At 65.1% G+C, this 19386-nt stretch carries 22 protein-coding genes; 7 read left to right on the top strand and 15 right to left on the bottom strand.

Translation table 11 applies throughout. The features are described from left to right. Positions 1 to 41 precede the first annotated feature (41 nt). The gene (locus BRW65_RS17180) at positions 42 to 464 is read right to left on the bottom strand and encodes a lipoprotein LpqH (RefSeq protein ID WP_073876612.1); all 423 of its coding nucleotides are present in this window, start codon (positions 462 to 464) and stop codon (positions 42 to 44) included. Between the two features lie 111 nt (positions 465 to 575). Here BRW65_RS17180 and BRW65_RS17185 point away from each other — a divergent pair, with 111 nt between their 5' ends. Further along, entirely contained in the window at positions 576 to 1322 is a 747-nt protein-coding gene (locus tag BRW65_RS17185) for an enoyl-CoA hydratase/isomerase family protein (RefSeq protein WP_073876614.1), read from the top strand. Further along, positions 1319 to 1747 carry a hypothetical protein gene (locus BRW65_RS17190; protein WP_073876616.1) on the top strand — a complete coding sequence of 143 codons (429 nt, stop codon included), beginning with the start codon at positions 1319 to 1321 and terminating at the stop codon, positions 1745 to 1747. The genes BRW65_RS17185 and BRW65_RS17190 overlap by 4 nt, the downstream gene beginning before the upstream one ends. Here the strand turns inward: BRW65_RS17190 and BRW65_RS17195 are convergent. Next, positions 1663 to 2364 (bottom strand): TetR/AcrR family transcriptional regulator, encoded by a 702-nt coding sequence (locus BRW65_RS17195; protein WP_073876618.1) that lies wholly within the window; start codon positions 2362 to 2364, stop codon positions 1663 to 1665. The two genes, BRW65_RS17190 and BRW65_RS17195, sit on opposite strands and share 85 nt — an antisense overlap. Positions 2365 to 2539: 175 nt before the next feature. On the opposite strand from BRW65_RS17195, the gene BRW65_RS17200 reads away from it, so the two are divergent. Next, positions 2540 to 3835, top strand: a complete 1296-nt coding sequence (locus BRW65_RS17200) for a cytochrome P450 (RefSeq protein WP_073876620.1) — start codon at positions 2540 to 2542, stop codon at positions 3833 to 3835. Position 3836: 1 nt separating this feature from the next. Here BRW65_RS17200 and BRW65_RS17205 read toward each other — a convergent pair whose 3' ends face one another. Genes BRW65_RS17205 through BRW65_RS17220 form a run of 4 tightly spaced genes read right to left on the bottom strand, consistent with a single transcriptional unit; the run spans position 3837 to position 6315 of the window. After that, complete coding sequence (locus BRW65_RS17205; RefSeq protein WP_073876622.1) at positions 3837 to 4121, bottom strand: cytochrome C oxidase subunit IV family protein; 285 nt, start codon at positions 4119 to 4121, stop codon at positions 3837 to 3839. Between the two features lie 6 nt (positions 4122 to 4127). Beyond that, on the bottom strand, positions 4128 to 4721 hold the full coding sequence (locus BRW65_RS17210) for a cytochrome c oxidase subunit 3 family protein (RefSeq protein WP_073876624.1): 594 nt from the start codon (positions 4719 to 4721) through the stop codon (positions 4128 to 4130). Then, entirely contained in the window at positions 4721 to 5533 is an 813-nt protein-coding gene (locus BRW65_RS17215) for a hypothetical protein (protein ID WP_073876626.1), read from the bottom strand. Before BRW65_RS17215 ends, BRW65_RS17210 begins: the two co-directional genes overlap by 1 nt. Further along, on the bottom strand, positions 5530 to 6315 hold the full coding sequence (locus BRW65_RS17220) for a hypothetical protein (RefSeq protein WP_073876628.1): 786 nt from the start codon (positions 6313 to 6315) through the stop codon (positions 5530 to 5532). The genes BRW65_RS17215 and BRW65_RS17220 overlap by 4 nt, the downstream gene beginning before the upstream one ends. A gap of 97 nt (positions 6316 to 6412) precedes the next feature. Here BRW65_RS17220 and BRW65_RS17225 point away from each other — a divergent pair, with 97 nt between their 5' ends. Then, entirely contained in the window at positions 6413 to 7015 is a 603-nt protein-coding gene (locus BRW65_RS17225; protein WP_073876630.1) for a TetR/AcrR family transcriptional regulator, read from the top strand. A gap of 15 nt (positions 7016 to 7030) precedes the next feature. Here the strand turns inward: BRW65_RS17225 and BRW65_RS17230 are convergent, their stop codons facing one another. Beyond that, positions 7031 to 7414: a hypothetical protein gene (locus BRW65_RS17230; protein ID WP_208611848.1), complete on the bottom strand. Its 384-nt coding sequence runs from the start codon at positions 7412 to 7414 to the stop codon at positions 7031 to 7033. A gap of 218 nt (positions 7415 to 7632) precedes the next feature. Between BRW65_RS17230 and BRW65_RS17235 the strand changes: the two genes are divergently transcribed. The 3 genes from BRW65_RS17235 to BRW65_RS17245 all read left to right on the top strand — a co-directional run bounded on the left by BRW65_RS17235 (position 7633) and on the right by BRW65_RS17245 (position 9652). Continuing rightward, the gene (locus BRW65_RS17235; protein ID WP_073876634.1) at positions 7633 to 8388 is read left to right on the top strand and encodes a hypothetical protein; all 756 of its coding nucleotides are present in this window, start codon (positions 7633 to 7635) and stop codon (positions 8386 to 8388) included. Continuing rightward, entirely contained in the window at positions 8385 to 8996 is a 612-nt protein-coding gene (locus tag BRW65_RS17240; protein ID WP_073876635.1) for a hypothetical protein, read from the top strand. The genes BRW65_RS17235 and BRW65_RS17240 overlap by 4 nt, the downstream gene beginning before the upstream one ends. A 134-nt stretch (positions 8997 to 9130) precedes the next feature. After that, entirely contained in the window at positions 9131 to 9652 is a 522-nt protein-coding gene (locus BRW65_RS17245; protein ID WP_073876637.1) for a hypothetical protein, read from the top strand. Between the two features lie 53 nt (positions 9653 to 9705). Here BRW65_RS17245 and BRW65_RS17250 read toward each other — a convergent pair whose 3' ends face one another. Genes BRW65_RS17250 through BRW65_RS17285 form a run of 8 tightly spaced genes read right to left on the bottom strand, consistent with a single transcriptional unit; the run spans position 9706 to position 19211 of the window. Beyond that, positions 9706 to 11448: an MCE family protein gene (locus BRW65_RS17250; RefSeq protein ID WP_073876640.1), complete on the bottom strand. Its 1743-nt coding sequence runs from the start codon at positions 11446 to 11448 to the stop codon at positions 9706 to 9708. Continuing rightward, positions 11449 to 12711 carry an MCE family protein gene (locus tag BRW65_RS17255; protein WP_073876642.1) on the bottom strand — a complete coding sequence of 421 codons (1263 nt, stop codon included), beginning with the start codon at positions 12709 to 12711 and terminating at the stop codon, positions 11449 to 11451. Beyond that, positions 12708 to 14123: an MCE family protein gene (locus tag BRW65_RS17260; protein ID WP_208611841.1), complete on the bottom strand. Its 1416-nt coding sequence runs from the start codon at positions 14121 to 14123 to the stop codon at positions 12708 to 12710. The genes BRW65_RS17255 and BRW65_RS17260 overlap by 4 nt, the downstream gene beginning before the upstream one ends. Beyond that, on the bottom strand, positions 14120 to 15238 hold the full coding sequence (locus tag BRW65_RS17265) for an MCE family protein (protein WP_073876819.1): 1119 nt from the start codon (positions 15236 to 15238) through the stop codon (positions 14120 to 14122). The genes BRW65_RS17260 and BRW65_RS17265 overlap by 4 nt, the downstream gene beginning before the upstream one ends. Beyond that, positions 15238 to 16260 (bottom strand): MCE family protein, encoded by a 1023-nt coding sequence (locus tag BRW65_RS17270; RefSeq protein ID WP_073876644.1) that lies wholly within the window; start codon positions 16258 to 16260, stop codon positions 15238 to 15240. Before BRW65_RS17270 ends, BRW65_RS17265 begins: the two co-directional genes overlap by 1 nt. Continuing rightward, a complete protein-coding gene (locus BRW65_RS17275) occupies positions 16257 to 17519 on the bottom strand; it encodes an MCE family protein (RefSeq protein ID WP_073876646.1) in 1263 nt (420 codons plus the stop codon). The genes BRW65_RS17270 and BRW65_RS17275 overlap by 4 nt, the downstream gene beginning before the upstream one ends. A 19-nt stretch (positions 17520 to 17538) precedes the next feature. Then, positions 17539 to 18384 carry an MlaE family ABC transporter permease gene (locus tag BRW65_RS17280; RefSeq protein WP_073876647.1) on the bottom strand — a complete coding sequence of 282 codons (846 nt, stop codon included), beginning with the start codon at positions 18382 to 18384 and terminating at the stop codon, positions 17539 to 17541. 8 nt (positions 18385 to 18392) lie between these two features. Then, positions 18393 to 19211 (bottom strand): MlaE family ABC transporter permease, encoded by an 819-nt coding sequence (locus tag BRW65_RS17285; protein WP_073876649.1) that lies wholly within the window; start codon positions 19209 to 19211, stop codon positions 18393 to 18395. Positions 19212 to 19386: the final 175 nt, after the last annotated feature.

A 19386-nucleotide genomic window follows, 5' to 3' on the forward strand; every position in this document is an offset into this window, starting at 1 on the left:
GTCGAATCGCAACGCCGCCCACCGATTGCGGTTCTAAGCGGTCAGCAGGTCACGACGATTTTGAAAGTCGCGGTGGCCGGCTCACCGGGTTTGTCGGTCTTGTAGCCGTTGGCGGTGCCACTGAGGGTGAATTTGTCACCGGTCACGCTCAGGTCGGCGTTGCCGCCGTCGCCGCGGGAGTACATCCCGCTGAACCCGCCCAGGTTCTGGATGCGCACGGACTCGGCCGTCGCGGGTTGCGCGTTTTCGTCGATGACGACCTTGGCTCCGGCGAAATTGCCGCCGATATCGATCGTCCGGGTCCACTGCAGCTGACCGCACTTGACGATGTGGAAGGCCCGGTCGTTACCGTCGACGGTCACCGATGCCGTGCTGGAGATCTGGGCCGGCGGTCGCGACGCGCACCCCGCAAGTAATGCGACGGCCAGCGCCGCCGCCACCCTGGCTACGCTTCGATCCAGCACCGAGCACCCCTGTCTTCGTTGACGATAGCCCTTCGGCCTGCGACGACGATGTTATTGTCGCACCGAGAGAATGCCAATATCGTGCGTTCTCATCCGAGGAGCGAATAACGCATGGTGGACCTGGAGATCGACGACGGGTTGGCGGTGCTGACCATCGATCGCCCGCAAGCGCGCAATGCCATCGCGCTGGACACCATGCAGCAGTTGGAAAAGGCGCTCGATGCGGCGGCGGGCGCCAAAGCCTTGGTGATCAAGGGCGCCGGTGATCGGGCCTTCGTATCCGGCGGCGACCTCAAGGAGCTGCGCGCGCTGCGGACGGAAGAGGACGCGGCGGCGATGGCCAAGCGGATGCGAGCGATATGCGACCAACTGGCCAGCTTCTCGGCGCCGGTGATCGCCGCGCTGAACGGCCACGCCTTCGGCGGCGGCGCCGAGGTCGCGGTCGCCGCCGACATCCGGCTGGCCGCCGACGACATCAAGATCGCCTTCAATCAGGTGGAGCTGGAGATCATGCCGGCCTGGGGCGGCGCCGAGCGGCTGGCCGCGCTCGTCGGGAAGAGCAGGGCGCTGTTGCTGGCCGGCACGGGAACCGCCCTCACGGCGGCGGAGGCGCAGCGAGTCGGCCTGGTCGATCGGGTGCTGCCGCGCGCGGAGTTCGACGAAGGATGGCGATCGGTCGCGAGGTCGCTGGCCCGTCACCCGGCGACCGAGATAAAGCGCGTAATCAGCGGGGTTTCGGCCGACGAAGCGATAGCATCCTTTGCGCGGCTGTGGGTTGCCGACGCACACTGGCGGGCCGCGGAGCGAGTCATGAACCGCACCACGAGTGCGGGACGGGCAGCCGGAGGAGCGAGATGACGGGCAGACGGTTGGGCGTGGGAGCCGCGACCCTGTCGGCGTTGCTGGTCGGTGCGACCGGTTCGGTCGTGAGCGCAGGCCGCGCCCTGGCCGACCCGGTGATGCACCACGTGACGTACACCGTCACGGCGCAGAATCCGATCTACACCGACATCTACTACCTGGACCACCAGCCGGAGAGGTTCTCCGACTACAGCCACAACCCCTACTCGTTCACCCCGCACGTCGATGTCGATATCGCCCCGGGCAAACCGTGGAGCTTCGACCTGGACATGTCGAACCCCGATGACTACGCGATGGTCGTGGCGAGCACGGGCACCGAGCCCGGCACGCCAGGGCTTCACTGTGATCTGGCGGTGGACGGAGCGGTCGTCGTATCCAAAGACGGCCCCAAAGGCGTGCTCTGCTCACTGCGCAACTGGTGAACCGTCCAGGCACGCGGCATACCCGCGATGGGTTGCGGCTCGCCTTCCAGGCGGCGGAGGTGGCTCTCGACCAGCGCCATGGTCTCGGCGTGCCCGCCGGACATGCCGATCGCCTGCTCGAGCACCAGCATCCGCGACAGGCTGGTCATCAGCACCGTCCAGACCACCGGCGGCATCTCGGAGGTGTCCTCGCCGTAGCGTTCTAGAGCGGCCGCCACCGCTTCGCGCTGTACCTCACGGAAACGCTCGGCGTAGTAAGCAATTTCGGCTCGCATCTCCTTGCGATGGTTCGCCAGCGCCATGAATTCCATGGAGATGCGGGTGAATCCTGGATCCGTGCCGAATCTCCACAGCGCCCACAACGGCTGAGGCGACTGCAGCGCCGCGGCCTGAAACCGCAGGCCCTCCTCGGCACGGCGCCGGAAGACTTCGAGGAACAGGTCCTCCATGGTGCGGAAGTAATAGTGCACCAACTGCGGCTTCAGTCCTGCCTTGCCGGCGAGGCGGCGCGAGGTCACGGCGGCATAGCCCTCTTCGAGCATCAGCTGTTCGGCCGCGTCGAGCAGCAGGCCGCGGTTCTTCGCGTCCGGCGCCCCGATTCTGCGAGCCGATGTCATGTCCCTGCTCCGTACTGTCTGCCGTCCGACCACACGGATCGTATCGCGGTGCGGCGTTGCGACCTTGACCCTGACATTACCGCCATGCTAAGCAGGTGCTCAGCACATTTTCGGTTTTCGAATCGCCCGGCGCCGCAGCCTGCCGCCGAACACAGCCCCAGGGAGACGCAATCCGATGAGCGATTACGAGTCGATCGACTTCTTCACCGACCCGTCTCTGGTACCCGATCCGCACCCCTACTTCGACTACCTGCGCAGTCAGAACCCGGTGCTGCGGCTGCCACACTATGGCGTCATCGCGGTCACGGGCTACGACGAAGCCTGCGAGATCTACAAAGACCCCGACACGTTCTCGAACATCGTCGCGCTGGGCGGCCCGTTCCCGCCGCTGCCGTTCACGCCCGAAGGCGACGACATCAGCGCCCAGATCGATGCGCACCGCAGCTCTTTTCCGATGTACGAACACATGGTCACCATGGATCCGCCGGACCACACCAAGGCCCGGTCCGTGCTGGCCAAGCTGTTGACCCCGAGCCGGCTGAAACAGAACGAGGAATTCATGTGGCGCCTCGCCGACCGCCAGCTCGACGAGTTCCTCCAAAACGGCGAATGCGAATTCATCGCCGAGTACTCGAAGCCCTTCGCCACCTTGGTGATCGCCGACCTACTGGGCGTCCCGGAATCCGACCACAAGGAATTCCGCAAGGTCCTGGGCGCCGACCGCCCCGAGGCGCGGGTGGGCGCCCTGGACCACGAGTCGGTGGGCATCAACCCGCTGGAGTGGCTCGATGACAAGTTCTGCACCTACATCGAGGACCGGCGAAGGGAGCCCCGCAACGACGTGCTGACCTCCCTTGCGTCGGCGAAGTATCCGGACGGGTCGACGCCCCCCGTGATCGAGGTGGTCCGCTCGGCGACGTTCCTCTTCGCCGCCGGCCAGGAGACCACCGCCAAGCTGCTCAGCGCCGCCCTGCAGGTGCTCGGCGACCGGCCGGACATCCAGCGGGAGCTGCGCGAGGACCGCAGCTTGATCCCCGGGTTCATCGAGGAATCGCTGCGGATGGACAGCCCCGTCAAGAGCGACTCACGGCTGGCCCGCAAAGCTACCACCGTCGGAGGTGTTGACATCCCCGCCGGCACCGTGGTGATGGTCCTGCCGGGCGCCGCGAACCGTGACCCGCGTCGGTTCGAGAACCCGCACGAATTCGACTTGCGCCGCAAGAACGTTCGCGAGCACATGGCCTTCGCCCGTGGTGTCCACTCCTGCCCGGGCGGTCCGCTCGCCCGCGTCGAGGGCCGCGTCTCGATCGAGCGCATCCTGGACCGGATGCCCCACATCGAGATCAACGAAGCCCATCACGGGCCGGCGGCCGAACGTCGCTACACCTACGAGCCGACGTACATCCTGCGCGGACTGAGCGAACTCCACCTCACGTTCACCACCGCCGACGCGGTCGCGGTCGCGGGCTGAATCAAAGGTTCATGCCGACGAAGTAGCAGCTGAGCAGGGCCACGGCCATCAGCAGCACCCATGCGTCCGTCAGCCGGCATAGCGGTACGGGAGCGTCGCGCACCTCCATGAACTCGCGAAAGATGATGCGCACCTTGACCAGTGCGATCACGATGACGCTCGACGTCACCACCGCGCTGGATCTCAGCGTCCCGGCATGGCCTGCGGAGTGGTCCAGCCAGAGATAGCCGAGGGTCAGACCCGCCAGGATCGCCCACACCACCAGCAGTCGTTTGTTGAACTTGATCGGAGATCACCTCACCACGTAGAGCAGCGCGAAGATGAGCACCCACAGGAAATCGACGGTGTGCCAGTAGGTAGCGCAGGTTTCGACGAGCTGCTGGGTCTCCTTGGCTTCGTGGTCCTTTCGCGCCTTGGCGCGAAGTTGGTAGACGATTACGCCGAGGGCGACGAAGCCGATCAGCAGGTGCACGAAGTGGATGCCGGTGAGGAAGAAGTAGTAGGTGAAGAAGTCGTTGCTGTCCAATCCATTGCCCGTGCGCACCAAGCGGGCCCACTCGAACACCTTGAAGAAGAGGAAGATCGCGGCGAACGCAGCGGTGATGAACACGTCCCGCAGGGCCGCACGAAAGGCACCCGCCCGGGCCGACTGGACACACCGCGCCACCGACCAGGAGCTCAGCAGCAAGACCAGGGTGTTGACCACCCCTACCCGCAGGTCGAGCTGCGACTGTGCATGCAGGAACAGCTCGGGGTTACGGGCACGATAGAACAGGTAGAAGCCGAAGTAGCCCGTGAATACCGATGTTTCGAACAGCACGAATGCCCACATGTCCGGCTGCCCGGGCACGAATCTGGCCCGTTGCTTCTCGGCCATGTCGGTCATCACGCGGCCACCTTTTGCCGATTGAGTTCTGGGAGGGGCCCGGTGCCGAAGTCCTCGCGCCGGATCATCCGGAACAGCATGACGATGAAAGTGACTTGGTAGACACCGAACACGACCATGTCCAGCCACCACGCGATTTGACCGTTCCATGCCAGCACGCCGCGCTGGAAGATCCAGCAGGGCGCCACGACGACCTCGGTGAGCGCGTTGCACAGGTTGAGATAGCCGAACCACTTGGGAAAGACGCGATTCTTGTCGAGCAGGATCGCGACCATCCAGATCAGCGAGCCGATCAGGAAGACGCCCATGGTTCCGTCGAAGGATAAGAAGGCGAAGTCGTAGAGCCAGCCGACCGCTTGGGGGTCGCGCTCGGGGCGGAGCGTTCCGACGATCAGCGCGATGTTGAGCAGCAGCATGCCGGGAATAGCGCTGAGCGAGTAGATGACCAGATACGAGTACGCGAACGCCGGGCTGACCGACATCCGCCGCATCGAATACGCGATGAGGGCGTTGTTGACCGCGATCATGCCGCTGATGGCGAAGACGACGCCGAAACCGACGGGTATCCCGAGGTGACGTTCGTGGAACCAGTGGACCTGCGTCGCGAGGTCCCAGGTGGGCTGCGGCGGCGGCTGAACTTGCGCCACGATGAAGAACACCGGGAAGAAGAGGTTGTAAAAGACGATGAGTACCACCCAGGCCAGCCACAATTCGCGCTTAGGCCCGCGCCGCAGGTGCCAACCGATGCGCCGATGCAGCGGCCCCGCAGGGGGCGTCGCCGGCGAGGCCGACGGCGGCATCACCGCACTCACGCGCCCACCAATTCTGTGCCGCACCTGGGGTTTTCGGACCGCTCGCGGTAAATCGCCTGGCCCAACGCAACGCCCATCACGCCGATCCAGACGGCGATGGCGAGGTTCTTCAGCCAGAACGACAACAAGCCGTCCCAGGCCAGGGGGCCCGTCAGGGTCACGCCGACGAACGCCGCGGGCACCAGCGCGGCGGCCACCAGCAGGTTGAAGTGGGCCACCCACCGGTTGAAGACCGGGCGCGGCTGATCGTCGAAATAGATTGCCAGGGCAAGGATCACGCTCTGTCCGATCAGGAACGGAACCAGGATCGTGAAGGTGATCCAGCCGAAGTCGTTGAGCAACTGGGTCAGCTCGGGGCTGCGTTCGGTACGAAAGGCGGCCAGCAGCCAGCACACGTTCGCAACGAGGAAAAGCGCCGGACCGCCGGCGACACAGCCCAACATCGCATAGGAGAAAATCGGCGTTCGATGCGCCATCCGGCGGATCTGCAAGACGATCAAAGCCAGGATCGGCACCAGGCACACACCGAACCAGTTGAACAGGATCATGCTGTAGCGGATCTCCGGCAGGTGAGCCGGATCGCGATAGAACGCGGCCACCTGTTCCGCCGACATCGTCGGCGACATCGGCGGATTGAAGCCCGGGAACAGGAAGAACGCGGCGATCCAGAGGACAAGCGCCGCCGGCAACGTCCAGAGCAGGATCAGCTCGCCGTCGGTCCGCCGCGGCGCGGCCCCCGTCAACCCCGGACGCCGTGCGTCGCCAACCTCGACGTTAGACATCGGCCCTCCCCTACGAGATCGCCTGGCCGAACACGAATACTCAGCGAAGCTAGCCGATCGGCTAGCCTCCGTCAATAGAGTCGTCTAGTCTCGGTGCGTGGGAACAGCACGGCAACCGGTCACCGGTGAGCGATTCTGGCTGATCGAGCACAGCCCGGCCCGGACGCGGGTGCTCGATGCCGCGCTGGACCTGTTCGCCACGCACGGCGTCAGCGGCACGTCGCTGCAGATGATCGCCGACGCCGTCGGCGTCACGAAAGCTGCTGTCTACCACCAATTCCGGACTAAAGAGCAAATCGTCATCGCGGTGACCGAACGGGAACTCGGCCGGCTCGAGCCGGCACTCGAGGAGGCCGAGGCGTACGACGACGGCCCGCAAGCACGAGATGCCTTGCTGGTGCGCGTGATTGAGATGGCCGTTCGTGACCGCCGGCTGGTGCGCACGCTGCAATTCGATCCGGTGGTCGTCCGATTGCTGGCCGAGCACGAACCGTTTCAAGTCTTCATGGACCGTCTGTACCGGGTGCTGCTGAGCGATGCGGGGCTGGACGGGCGGATCGAGGCGGCCATGTTCTCCGGCGCGCTCAGCACCGCCGTCATGCATCCGCTGGTTGCCGACATCGACGACGAGACGTTGCTCGCCAGGGTCACCGATTTGAGCCGACGCCTGCTCGGTCTGCCCCGGGAAGGCTACGCCTGAACGGAAACCCCATGGCTACGTGTCGGCGCGGACCCAGGTCGCGACACCGTCGTGGGCTATACAAATCAGAAACAGGCCATCGGGAGCCTGCGCGACGTAGTTCTCGTAATTCTGGCAGGCGGCGCCCTCATCCTTGACCCCCGCCATCGGCGGTGACCGGAACCAACGCGGCTGGTACCTCCTCGGCGAGCCGCAGAACATCAAGCGTCCAGGCTCCGAGGCGAACGAAACGTAACCGTCGGCGACACCGAAGGCGTAATAGGTGGTGTTCTCACACGGCGCGCCCAAAACCTGATGCGGCATGATCCCCGGGGTGCAGGCGGGGTAGTCGCAGACCGTCGGCCCCGCAAAGGATGGCGGCGCCGCCAGCAGACCGGCGCCCACCAACGCGGCCGCCATCGCCACGATCAATCGCACCCAATTACTTTGCCACACCGGAAAAGAAAATTCTCATCCTTGGAGAAGATCGCACGAGGCGAACGGTCGTCGGGGCCGGGGCCGCCCCGACGGGGCGCCGTGCCGCGACCCAGCGGTCGAGCATTTCCGCATGTGAGAGGTCCGAAAGCGGCCGCCGATGCGGCCGTTGAGCCCGGGCCGGAGTGATAAGCTCCTTCTCCGTGCACGATCCGGAGGGCCCTGGCCCCGAGCCTTGGGATGACTCCGGCGCCGTGCTGCCCGTCGCGGAAGCAGACCAGGACGACGAAGTTGCCAAGGCCGAAGCGCGCGCCGCGGCGGCTCGGGCACGCCTGAAAAGGCTGCGCGAGGAAGCCGGAACCGAGGACGCCGACGGTGACGCGGCTCCCGACGATGCCAAGCAGCACACCGCCAGGCAGCCCCGGCTCCGACTGCGGTTGCCGCGGCGGCCGGGGCGGCCACATTGGCTTCGCCGCCCGGGGCGCAAGGCCATCGCCGCCGGCGTCGGCATCGTGCTTGCCTCCGCTTCGCTGGCAGCGAGCGGCTACATGGTGTGGCAGCACCGGGCCACCGTGCACAAACAGCGGCTCGCCGCCGAGGTCGCCGCAGCGGCCCGGCAAGGCGTCACCGAGCTGATGTCGGTCGACGCCAACCATGCCAAGGAGGACATCCAGCGCGTCATCGACGACTCCACGGGCGACTTCAAGAGCCAACTGTCAGTGATGTCAGGCCTGATGGCCAAGCAGACGGAGGAATCAAAGGTCAGCAGCAAGGCCACCGTGGAAGCCGTCGCGGTCGAGTCGTTGAGCGACGATTCGGCGGTCGTGCTCGTCGCGGCGAGATCCGATGTCAGCAATCCAGACAACACACATCCGCCGCCCGTCGTGTGGCGGGTCAGCGTGGGCCTGACGCGCGACGGGGGTCGGCTCAAAATGTCGAAAGTCGATTTCCTGCAATGACTCTCGAACATGGTTCGGCGCTGGACAGCGCGCAAGCCACACCTTCCGACGGATCGCCATCGGCTTCGCCCGGACCGGCACCCGCCGGCCGACTGGCCACGGCCAAGCGCTGGCTCCGGCGGTGTGTGGCGAGGTGGCGATCGGTGGTGGCGACACTGTTGGTTGTCACCGCGGTGGGCGCCCCCATCGGCTTGTACTTTCATCTCTATCGGCCGGATCAGCAGGTCGGCGACGCCGCGGCGCACCGGGCGGTTCAGGCGGCGTCCGACGGTGCCGTCGCGGTGCTGTCATACGGTCCCGACAACCTCGACCGTGACTTCGCCAAGGCGAAGTCATATCTCACCGGTGATTTTCTCGCCTACTACACCAAATTCACCGAACAGATCGCGGCAATGGCACAGCAGAAACACGTCACCGAGACGGCCCAGGCGGTTCGGGCCGCCGTATCGGAGTTGCATCCGGACTCAGCCGTCGTGCTGGTGTTCATCAACCAGACCGCCACAAGCAAGGAGAAGCCGCAACCCCAGACAACCGCCAGCATCGCCCTGGTGACATTGACGAAAGTCAAGGGTACCTGGCTGATCTCGAAGTTGGACCCGCTGTTGTGAGCGCTGCCAATTTCCATTCGATCGCCATTTTGTCGGAGCCGAAGCGGTGTTAATCTCATTACACGAAACGCCGCAAGCAGTGTCGAAAACCGCGTGACAATGACGGTTAATCGAGGCGGCTGGAGGAGCGTCTGATGCGTTCATTTCGAGCATTCACCACCGCAACGCTGGTCGCTGCCACCGTATTCGGCGGTTTGGCGACGCCCTCCGTGGCCCGGGCAACAACCAAGGAGGAAGTGGCCGTCAACGGGACGTTCCGCGCCACGTCCATCGGCGACTGGGCCCAGCGCAACGATCAGTACTTCGGCGAGCCGACCGTCGTTCAGACGTGGACCATCACCTCGTCGTGCGTCACGTTTCAGGAATGCCACGGCACGCTCACCAGTGACCAGGGATGGAGCACGCCCGTTTATATGAACGACGGGGAGATGTGGAAGGCCAAACGCGAAGTGCCCGACTGGGAGCGGTGCGAGGACGGCACCGCATTCACCGGCCAGCAGACCTTCTATTTCTACCCGGTCAACGACTACGGCGGATATCAACTCGGCTCGTCGACATACGCCGGCAAGGACAAGACGGTCGGCCCGTCGGGTGCCTGCGGGCAAAACCAGTGGCTTGACATCACAATGCCGTTGCGCCTGGACAAAATCGGCTGACCGGCCTTCCCACTGGCCCCGCCTTCGGCGCCCTACATCGCTCCGCCCCGGCCTCAGGTGGGAAGCATGTCCTGCCACGTCTTGGGTGCTTTCGGGGCAACGAGATTCGACTGCTGGTACAGCTTCCCGTCGGGACCGATATAGCGACCCGTGCGCGGGTCGTACCGGGCGATCGTGACGGCCGGCACCTGCTTCCCGGACCCGCCCCCGAATGAACTGGGCGCGGCCTGCGGCCCCGCGCCGCCGGTCGCGTCGGGCGGTGCGGCATCGGGACCCGCCGGCGGCGCGGGCGGCGCTGGCGGCGGAAGTTCCCCGGGGGCAGGGACGTCGAGTGGCGCGAAGGGCGGAAGATCAGCCGACATTCGCGACATGGGCGCCAGCGGAGGTGGCCCCGACGACGGGACCGGCGGCACGGCCGCCCCGGCCGTGCCCGCTGGCGGATTTTCTCCGCGCGGCCCCGCCGGTGTGCCGCGTGGCACCGCCCCCGGCGGCAGCGGTGTCCCCTCCACGGGGCCGAATATCCTGTCGTTGGAAGTGGTCCGGTCGTCGGGCGGGACGCCCTGGGCGAGCAGGTTCGGGTCCAACGGGTAGGGACCAAGGACGTGCTGGCGCATCGCCAGGGGCATGAACGGTTTGTCGCTGTTGCAGATTTCAACGGTGGGCGCGCGCTTGCCCGGGTGACCCATGCAGGGATAGTTGCGGGCACCGCGAACCGCAAGCGGCGAATCTTGCGGGAGTTTGCAATACAGCCCGTCCGGGGTGTCGACGTCGGTGAGGTCGTCCGGGGATCGCCAGGTGTTTGGTGGCATGAAGCCGACCGTGCAAATCGGCGGATCGTCGATCGTGAGTGCGAAGTCGCCCTTGGCCAGACCGTCGGGATCGTTTGTGGGCGAAGCGGCCTGCTCGATCGCGACCGCCGAGGGCAGCAACACGAGCAACTGCTCCAGGGAGGGGTGGTAGGTGACGCCGATCTGCCCGATGGTGGTCAGATTGGCCAACAACACCGGCAGCGTCGGTTTGATCTGTTCGAGAAGTCGGGACGCTTCGTTAGCAGCCTCAGGGCCTTGCTGCAAGATGGTACGAAAGTTGGAATCGTCGTTCACCAGCACATTCGAGATGCCGGCGAGGCTACGCGCCCACGTCCTGATCGAATCGGTGGTCTGCGCCTGGGTGTCCAGTAGCGGCCCGGAGTCTTCGGTCAAGGCCCGGGTGCGATCGACGACGCCGTTGGCGTCACGGGACAACGTCTTTGAGGAATCGATCAGTGACCCCAGGTCGTAACCCGAACCGTTGAAACCTTGAAAGGACTCGTCGAGCAACTGACCCAGTTTGGTCTTCGGGATGCTTTGAACGAGGGCATTGACCTGATCGAGCACGGGGCCGACGGGCTGCGGAATCGTCGTATCGCGCACCGAGATTACCGAACCGTCGTGCAGGTAGGGCGGCGAGTCGGTCTTGGGTCGCAGGTCCACGTATTGTTCACCCACCGCGGACACACTGAGCACCTGCGCCGTCAGGTCCGCGGGAACCTTCGGTGAAGTGCTCAGCGACAGCGTCGCTTTCGCCCCGGTCGGCGTCAGGCCCACCGACGTGACCTTGCCGAGCTGAACGCCACGGTAGGTCACGTTGGAGAACCGGTACAGGCCGCCGGTGGCCGGCAGCTCGAGCGTCACCGTCATCCTGCCGATGCCCAGCAGCGTCGGCGCTTGGATGTAGAAGAGGACCATCGCGATCACACCAACGGTCCCGGCAATCGCGAAGACCGCCAACTGGATTCGGACGAAGCGCGTCAGCATCTATCCACCCGCTCCCGTCCCGGGCGCCGCTGCGGGCGGCGCGGTCTGACCGGCTTCAGGTGCCTGGGCTGCACCCGGCGGCGGCCCGGGCAACGGAACCGCGCCCGGCGGCGGACCCGGCAACGGAGGAGGGCTGGCCGGGTCCACCCACGGCGGCCGCAGGGGCGTATGCATCGGATCGCGGGTGTAATTCAAGTAATACGGCTCTCCGGGCGCCGGCGGCTCCGGCTGGTCGAGCTGCCCCCAGTGGGTGCCCAACATCAGTCCTCGCTTGAGCCGTGGAATCGACAGGTCCAGATCGACGTGCAGATTGAAGTAGTCGCCCCGGACCGCTCGGTCGACGAAGTTCTGGGTGAACGGGAACACGAACCCGGCCGCGATCGCCGTGCCGAACTCCGGTCCGACGTCCGCGAGTGCGCGAATGGTCGGCTCCAAGTTTTTGAGGTTCTTGACCAGGTCGTCCTCACTGTCGTTGACCAATCGGGTGGCGGTGTTGCTGAAGACGCGAAGTTTGTCCAGGGCGGCCGTCAGCCGCGGGCGCTCCTTGACCAGCACATCGAGCGCGGGCGGTATCTTCTGCAGCGCCTGGGTGATTACGTCGCGTTGGTCGGCGAACGTCCCCGCGAGCCGGTTCAGCGCCTGGATGGAGTCGACGAGGTTGTTTCGCTGATCGTCCAGCGTTCCGACGAACGTGTCGAGACGAGTGATCAAGTCACGTACCGCGCCCTCGCGCCCGGATAGGGCGGCGGAGAAATTGTGGATGATCTCCCCGATCTGGCCCAATCCGCCGCCGTTGACGACCGCGCCCAGCGACGACAGCGTCTGTTCCGTCGACGGGTAGGCGGACGACCGGCTCAACGGGATGGTGGCGCCCGGCTGCAGACGTCCGCTCCCCTGCTGGCCCAGCGGCGTATTGAGCTCCACATGCATCGACCCGAGCAGGCTGGTCTGACCAACCGTGGCGACCACGTTGGCGGGGACGACGACATCGCGCTTTACCGAAATCTCGACGTCGGCGTGCCAGCCCTGCACCCGCATCTTGCCGACACTGCCGACGACGACATCGTCGATCATCACCGGCGAATTCGACTCCATCGTGCCGACATTCGGGAGCTCGACGTGGTAGATGTTCGCGCCCGGACCACGTCCGACCGCGCCGGGCAGCGGTAGCGAATTCAGGCCGTGGAACGCGCATCCGGTTGCGGTCAGCACCACGCAACAACCGACGGCGAACACGCGCCGCGCCGCCACCCGGGTGATCATTGTTGTGGCCCATCGGCCGGCAGCAGCATGTCTGACGTGCTCTGCGCTGGAGGCGGAGGCGGCGGCATCGGGGTGGACGGCGGGGGCGGCAGCGGCATCGCCGCACCCGGTATCCGCGCCGGCGGCACCGCCCCCGGCGGTCCGACCGGATCACCGGGCAAGCCGGTGTAGGCCGACACCGCGGGCGGGATCTCCGGTGGTCCGGGTTTCGGACCCTCGCCGCCGGGCGCCAGCCGGGGCTCGCTGTAGAGAATCTTGGAAGGGTCCACGGACTTCTGCAAGAAGATGTTGATGGGAATCGGCAGGTTGTTGAAGTTGAGCAGCCGCAAACCGGGACCGATGAACAGGCTGCACAACTTGCCCGATTCGACCGCGGTGACGTTTCCGATGGCGCCGATCTGGGTGCATCCGGGGACGCTCAACAGAAGCTGACCCCCGAACGTGGGGTTCGCGAAGTTCATGATGCCGAACCCGCCCACGATGGTCCCGGTGTCGGCGTTGTAGTCGTTGAAGAAGTTGCCGAGCGCGTTCGGCGAGGTGTGCAGGATATTCTCCAGAGCCATGTGCTTATCGACCAAAACCTGTGTGACGTCGGCCAATCGGGCAATCTGCTCGCTGGTCTGATTGCGCGTCCCGGCGATGAAGCGCTGCACCTCGCCGACCGCCGTCGACAGATCGGTCAGCGCCGCGTCCAGGTCGGATTTGCTGTCGTTGACCACGCTGGTGAGCGTGGCCAGGCGGTCGTTGAACTGCACGATCTGGACGTTGCTGTCGCGCAGCGCGGCGACGAAGGTCTGCAGATTTTTGATGATGTCGACGATGTTGCCGCTGCCGTTGGCGAGGATGCGGCCCACCCCTGAGAGTTGACCGAGGGTTTGCCGCAGCTTGTCGCCGTTGCCGTCCAGCGCATTGGCGGCGCTGTCGATGAACCGGCCCACGGACGTGCCCGACACGCCGCTCTTGGGTCCCAAATCCGTTGCCAGCCGCATCAACTGGGTCTTGACCTCGTCCCACTCGACGGGCACTGCGGTGCGTTCGAGCGGGATGACCGCCCCATCGCGCATGACCGGTCCACTGTCTCGATACGCAGGCGAGAGTTGGACGTAGCGGGCGGCCACCAGGTTCGGGGCGACGATGACCGCCTTCGCGTCCGCCGGGATGGGCACGCCGTGGTCGACCTTGAGGGTCATCTTGGCCTGTGTGCCCTGCGGCTGGATGGATTTGATGTTGCCGACTTTGACGCCCGAGACCCGCACCTCGTCATTGGGGTAGATCGCGGTGGCGGTGGTGAAGTAGGCGGTGATCGTCTGTTGGCGGAAGACCGTGTTGCGGACGAGCACGGCGGCTCCGGCAACGATCAGCCCGACCAGGACGATCGCGGCCACCGCCGTCAGTCGGTTGCGGCGGATCACTGTGATCCCCCGATCCTGCCGCCCAATGTGCAGCCGGGACACACCGGAATGCCGTTGTAGGGCCAGGGAACCAGCGACCGGGGTACCGGCGACGGGTTGCCTGGACCGCGAGCCGGGTCGAAGGTGCGGAAGCCCCAGAGATAGTCGAAGAATGGCTGGAAGAGTTGCGGGACAAGGAAGTTCGGGACGAACGCGGAATAGGCGTACATGCTGGAGATCGCCTCGCCGACCGTGATCTCGAATTTGGCCAGGCCCGGTAACGCTTTGCTGATGTTGTCGCGGTTCTTTTCCAGCATGGCGGTCACCGAATTGAGCTTTTCCAGTGTCGGTGCCAATTTGCTTTCGTTGTCGCGCACCAACCCAGTCAGCTGCTTGGCCACTGCCGACGTGTTGGCCAGCAGGTCGACGATCTCCTGCCGGCGCGCCACCAGGACTTGGAGCAGGGTGTCGGAGTTGAGGATGAGCTTGTTGACCTGCTGGCTGCGTTCGGAGAGGATCCCGGTGACGTCGCCGGCGCTCTTGAACAGGTCGCCCAAGTTCTTGTTGCGGCTATTGAGTGTGCGGGACAACCGGGTGAGCGCGTCGAAGGCCGGCCCCATTTGGGGTGCGATCTGATCGAGCGTCGCCGACAGGGTGTCCAGCGACTGGTTCAGTGTCGTGGTATTGGTTCCTGCAGTGTCGGTCGTAAAGTCGCTGACCGCTTCCGTTAGCGAGTAGGGCGAAGAGGTGCGCGAGACCGGAATGAGCGCCATCGGGTGCATCGTGCCGCTGCCGGCGGACTCCAATGTCAGCATCCGCTCGCCCAACAGCGTGCCGGTGCGGATATGCGCGGACGTCTCCGACCCGAGCGGGACGTCGCCCTTCATCGCGAACGTCACCAAAGCATCGCCGTGGCGCAGCTTCACATCCGACACGGTGCCGACCTTCACGCCCGACACGATGACGGGGTTGCCCGTCGCAAGGCCGCCGGCCTCGGTGAACAACGCCTGATACCTGACCATCGTCGCCCACGTGATGAACCGGTCTGGCGACAAACCCACCAGGATGACCATCACCGCCAGGATGACGCCGATGAGTCCGGCCTTGACGAGCCCAGCTCCGCGATACTTGAGCATCAGGGTTCCGTGCACCTTCCAGCTTCTGACCTGAACCAGGGGGCCTTGACCGTTCTGCCCTGCAGATCCGTGCCCCGGAGCTCGATCTCGCAGAGGTAATACGGGATGGTGGCGCCGTTCACTCCGAGTCGGACCAGTTTGCGGTAGTTCTTCGGCGCCTTCCCGATTGCGGCGTCGAGGCGGTCCTTGTCGTTGTCGAGGATCGGCGCAAGCCGACTGAGCTGATCGATGTTGCCGGACAGCGACGGGCGGGCTCTGGTCAGCAGGTCGGCCAGCGAGGCCGTTCCCCGGTCCAGGGCGTCGATAGCGGAGCCGATGGTGTCGCGGTCGTCCGACAGCCCGGTGACGAGCCGCTCCAGGCGATCGATGGCGCCGGAGAACTTCGCGCCATCCTTGGAGATCGTGCCGATCACGATGTTCAGGTTGTCGATCAGTTGCTGCACCGTTTGATCGTTGTCGGCCAGGGCATTCGAAAACGACGTCGTCTTGGTGAACAGCGAATCAAGAGTCCCGCCTTGCCCCTGGAAGACCTGCAGCAGTGCTGAGGTGAGCGCGTTGACGTCGCGCGCATTCAGGCCCTGGGTAACGGGTTTCAGCCCGCCGAGCAGCAGATCGAGGTCGAGCGCCGGCGCCGTGCGGTTGACGGGAATCTGGCCGCCGGCCGGCAGGCGCTTGGTCGGGCCCGGACCGTCGACGAGTTCGAGGTAGCGATCCCCCACCAAGTTGAGGTAGCGGACCGCCGCCCTGGTGCCCTCGGTGAGGACGACGTTGCGGTCGGCGTCGAAGTGCACCACGACTTTCTTGTCCGGCTGCAGCGAAACGCTGTTGACGGTGCCTACCCGGATACCGGCGACCCGCACCGACTGCCCGCTCTTGAGACGCGACACGTCGGAGAACACGGCCGAATACCCGTTCGTGGCACCAGTGCGGTACTGGCCGAAGATGAAGAACAGGAAGGCGGTCAGCATTGCCATCACGACCGCGAAGATCGTGAACTTGATCAGCGTGGCGCGGGTTCTCATCCAGGCATTCCCACCATCGCGGAGTTGCGGGGCGGACCGGCGATCGGCCCGTACAACAGCTGCTTGAGGAGATCGGAGTTGATCAGCAGCTGCGGATTTCCGTAACCCACCGGGTCGGCGCCGATATCAGTGATGAATTGCGGCGGAGCCGAGTTGAACGGAATTGCCGGCAGTCCCAGGCACTTCGGTCCACCCGTCGCGGCAACCTTGGGCAGGTTTGTCGGATACCGGTAACGCTCGCCGCCCCACGTGAGGCTCGCCGAGATGTTGATGCTCGGTTCCGACAACGGGGGACTGTGGGCTATCGTCACCAGCCCGCCAAAACTACAGGTGAGCGCCTCGTGATACTCGTTGGTCAGGTCGGTGGTCGGCACTAGCAGGTGCATCACGTTCGTCAGCGGTTGGCGGTTCGTCGACAAGACGTCGTTGCCGATGTCGGCCAGGCCGATCGCGCTGATCAGCAACGCGTCCAGGTTGCGCTGTTCATCGACGAGCGTCTTGCTGATCCGGGTCGCGTTGGCCGCGGTCTTCACCAGGTCCGGTGCGGCGTCGGCGTAGGCGTTGGACACCACCGGTAGCACCGAGAGGTCATGGGAGAACGCGGGCAGGCTCGGCTCCAGCTTGGCCAGAAACGAATCCAGGTCGCTCAGCGACTGACCGAGCTGAGGACCCCGCCCACTGAACGCTTGCGCGAGCGCACCCAGTGATTCGTTGAGCTTGGGCGGATCGATCTGCGCCAGCACGGAAACCAGTTGCTGGAACACGGTATTGATTTCGACCATGACGTGCTGGCCTTGCAGCGTCTGGCCACCGTGCAGGCGCTGGGCCGAGGGCTGGGCTGGTTCCACCAGCTGGACGGACTTCGCGCCGAATACCGTCGACGACGCGATGTCGACGAGCACATTGCTGGGGATGAAGCGCAATTGCGACGGATCCATCGCCAGGTGGATGGCGGCTTGGCCGTTGGGCAGCGATTCGACCGAGGCGACCTTACCGACCTGCACCCCGCGCATTTTGACCTTCGCGTCCGGGTTCATGACCAGGCCCGCGCGTTGCGAGATCACGGTCACCGGCACGGTTTCGGTGAAGGAGCCCTGGAACAGACCGACCGCCACGGCGAAAATCAAGCCAATGATGAGAACCGTGGCCAGCCCGAGCAGGGGCGGCAGGTAATTCCTGCCGGCCGGCGGTCGCGCATGGCCGGCGCGTGGAGGTCGCCCGGCGACCGCGCCGCGACCCGCTGGCACACCCTGCGTCACTGCCGTTCCACCTCCTTCGCTAACCGGACAGGTTGAAGTTGCCGTTCGAACCGTAAATAGACAGCGACACCAACAGCGTTACCGACACCACGACGATGAGCGAGGTGCGCACCGCGTTACCGGTCGCGTTGCCCACGCCGGCGGGCCCCCCCGAAGCGAAATAGCCGTAATAGGTGTGGATCAGCAGGATGGTGAGCGCCATCAAGACGGCCTGCAGGAACGACCACAGCAAGTCGATCGGGTTCAGGAACGTGTTGAAGTAGTGCTGGTACAAACCCTGCGACTGCCCGAGCAGAAAGGTAGTGGTGAACTGGCTGGCCACGAACGACAGGATGACGGCGATCGCGTACAACGGCGTGATGGCCAGCATGCCCGCGAGGATGCGGGTGCTCACCAAATACGCAACCGGCCGAATGGCCATGCTCTCCAACGCATCGACTTCCTCGTTGATCCGCATGGCACCCAGCTGGGCAGTCACGCCGGCGCCGAAGGTGGCCGCCAGACCGATCCCGGCAACCACCGGTGCCGCGATGCGCACGTTAATGAACGCGGACAAGAAGCCCGTCAGTGCCTCGATGCCGATGTTGCCCAGCGAGGTGTAGCCCTGAATCGCCAGCGTGCCACCGGCCGCCAGCGTCAGAAAACCGACGATCACGACGGTTCCGCCGATCATCGCTAAAGTGCCCGCGCCCATGCTGATCTCGGCGATCAGTCGAATGACTTCGCGCGTGTACCGGGTGGCCGCGAAGGGTATCCCGGCGAGCGCTTTGCCGTAGAACAGGGTGTGGTCGCCGATCCGGCCCATCAAGGCGATCGGCCGCTCGAGCTGACGGAACAGTCGCGGATACGTGGCCCTCAGCGCCATGGGCAGCCTTACTTCGCCGTCATCTTGATGCCGACCGCGGTGACGACCACGTTGACGACGAACAGGGACATGAAGGCGTAAACCACGGTTTCGTTCACCGCGTTGCCAACGGCCTTGGCGCCCCCACCGGAGATCGACAGGCCGCGATAGCACGCGACCAAGCCGGCGATGAGGCCGAAAAGCGCTGCCTTGACGCACGAAATGATCACCTCGGGCACGCCGGTGAGCAAGGTGATGCCCGCGGCGAATGCGCCCGGATTGACGTCTTGGACGAACACCGAAAAGACGTAGCCGCCAAGGACGCCGATGATGACGACCAGGCTGTTGAGCAAGAACGCGACCAAACCGGAGGCCAGCATGCGCGGTGTGACCAGCCGCTGCACCGGGTTGATGCCGAGGACCTCCATCGCGTCGATCTCTTCGCGAATTGTTCGCGCGCCCAAGTCCGCACACATTGCCGTGGCACCCGCGCCTGCCACGATCAAAACCGTGACCAGCGGTCCGAGCTGGGTGACTGCTCCGAACGCGGCACCCGCGCCGGACAGATCCGCCGCGCCCAGTTCGCGCAAGAGGATATTGAGCGTGAAACTGACGAGGACGGTGAACGGAATCGCGACCAGAAGGGTGGGAGCCAGCGACACCCGCGCGACAAACCAGGACTGCTCCAAGAACTCCCGCCACTGGAACGGCCGGCGGAACAAAAACTTCACCGCGTCGGCGGACATGGCGAACAGAGCTCCGACGGCCTGCATCGCCCCCGAGATGTCGAACTTCAGTTTCAGCTGGGGCAATCCCGCTGACCAGTGGTCGGCACCCTTAGTCGCCATTGGCGCCAACTCCCTTCCACGCTACGAGACTGCCAGTCTTGTTGTCGCGCAGGAGCTGCGGTAGATTCGGCTGAACCGGCGAGGCCGAGTGGATGCGTCTGATGACGAAACGCCCAGCGGACGGCCGAAATTCGGCCGGCGTGGTAGCGCTTCTGATCCTCACGCCGGTGCCTCC

It is taken from the genome of Mycobacterium paraffinicum (genome assembly GCF_001907675.1).
Classification (GTDB): Bacteria; Actinomycetota; Actinomycetes; order Mycobacteriales; family Mycobacteriaceae; genus Mycobacterium; species Mycobacterium paraffinicum_A.

Coding starts and splice junctions, on each gene's coding strand:
- BRW65_RS17185 (WP_073876614.1), top strand. CDS start 576: ATGGTGGACCTGGAGATCGACGACGGGTTGGCGGTGCTGACCATCGAT.
- BRW65_RS17190 (WP_073876616.1), top strand. CDS start 1,319: ATGACGGGCAGACGGTTGGGCGTGGGAGCCGCGACCCTGTCGGCGTTG.
- BRW65_RS17195 (WP_073876618.1), bottom strand. CDS start 2,364: ATGACATCGGCTCGCAGAATCGGGGCGCCGGACGCGAAGAACCGCGGC.
- BRW65_RS17200 (WP_073876620.1), top strand. CDS start 2,540: ATGAGCGATTACGAGTCGATCGACTTCTTCACCGACCCGTCTCTGGTA.
- BRW65_RS17210 (WP_073876624.1), bottom strand. CDS start 4,721: ATGACCGACATGGCCGAGAAGCAACGGGCCAGATTCGTGCCCGGGCAG.
- BRW65_RS17220 (WP_073876628.1), bottom strand. CDS start 6,315: ATGTCTAACGTCGAGGTTGGCGACGCACGGCGTCCGGGGTTGACGGGG.
- BRW65_RS17230 (WP_208611848.1), bottom strand. CDS start 7,414: ATGGCGGCCGCGTTGGTGGGCGCCGGTCTGCTGGCGGCGCCGCCATCC.
- BRW65_RS17240 (WP_073876635.1), top strand. CDS start 8,385: ATGACTCTCGAACATGGTTCGGCGCTGGACAGCGCGCAAGCCACACCT.
- BRW65_RS17245 (WP_073876637.1), top strand. CDS start 9,131: ATGCGTTCATTTCGAGCATTCACCACCGCAACGCTGGTCGCTGCCACC.
- BRW65_RS17250 (WP_073876640.1), bottom strand. CDS start 11,448: ATGCTGACGCGCTTCGTCCGAATCCAGTTGGCGGTCTTCGCGATTGCC.
- BRW65_RS17255 (WP_073876642.1), bottom strand. CDS start 12,711: ATGATCACCCGGGTGGCGGCGCGGCGCGTGTTCGCCGTCGGTTGTTGC.
- BRW65_RS17265 (WP_073876819.1), bottom strand. CDS start 15,238: ATGCTCAAGTATCGCGGAGCTGGGCTCGTCAAGGCCGGACTCATCGGC.
- BRW65_RS17270 (WP_073876644.1), bottom strand. CDS start 16,260: ATGAGAACCCGCGCCACGCTGATCAAGTTCACGATCTTCGCGGTCGTG.
- BRW65_RS17280 (WP_073876647.1), bottom strand. CDS start 18,384: ATGGCGCTGAGGGCCACGTATCCGCGACTGTTCCGTCAGCTCGAGCGG.
- BRW65_RS17285 (WP_073876649.1), bottom strand. CDS start 19,211: ATGGCGACTAAGGGTGCCGACCACTGGTCAGCGGGATTGCCCCAGCTG.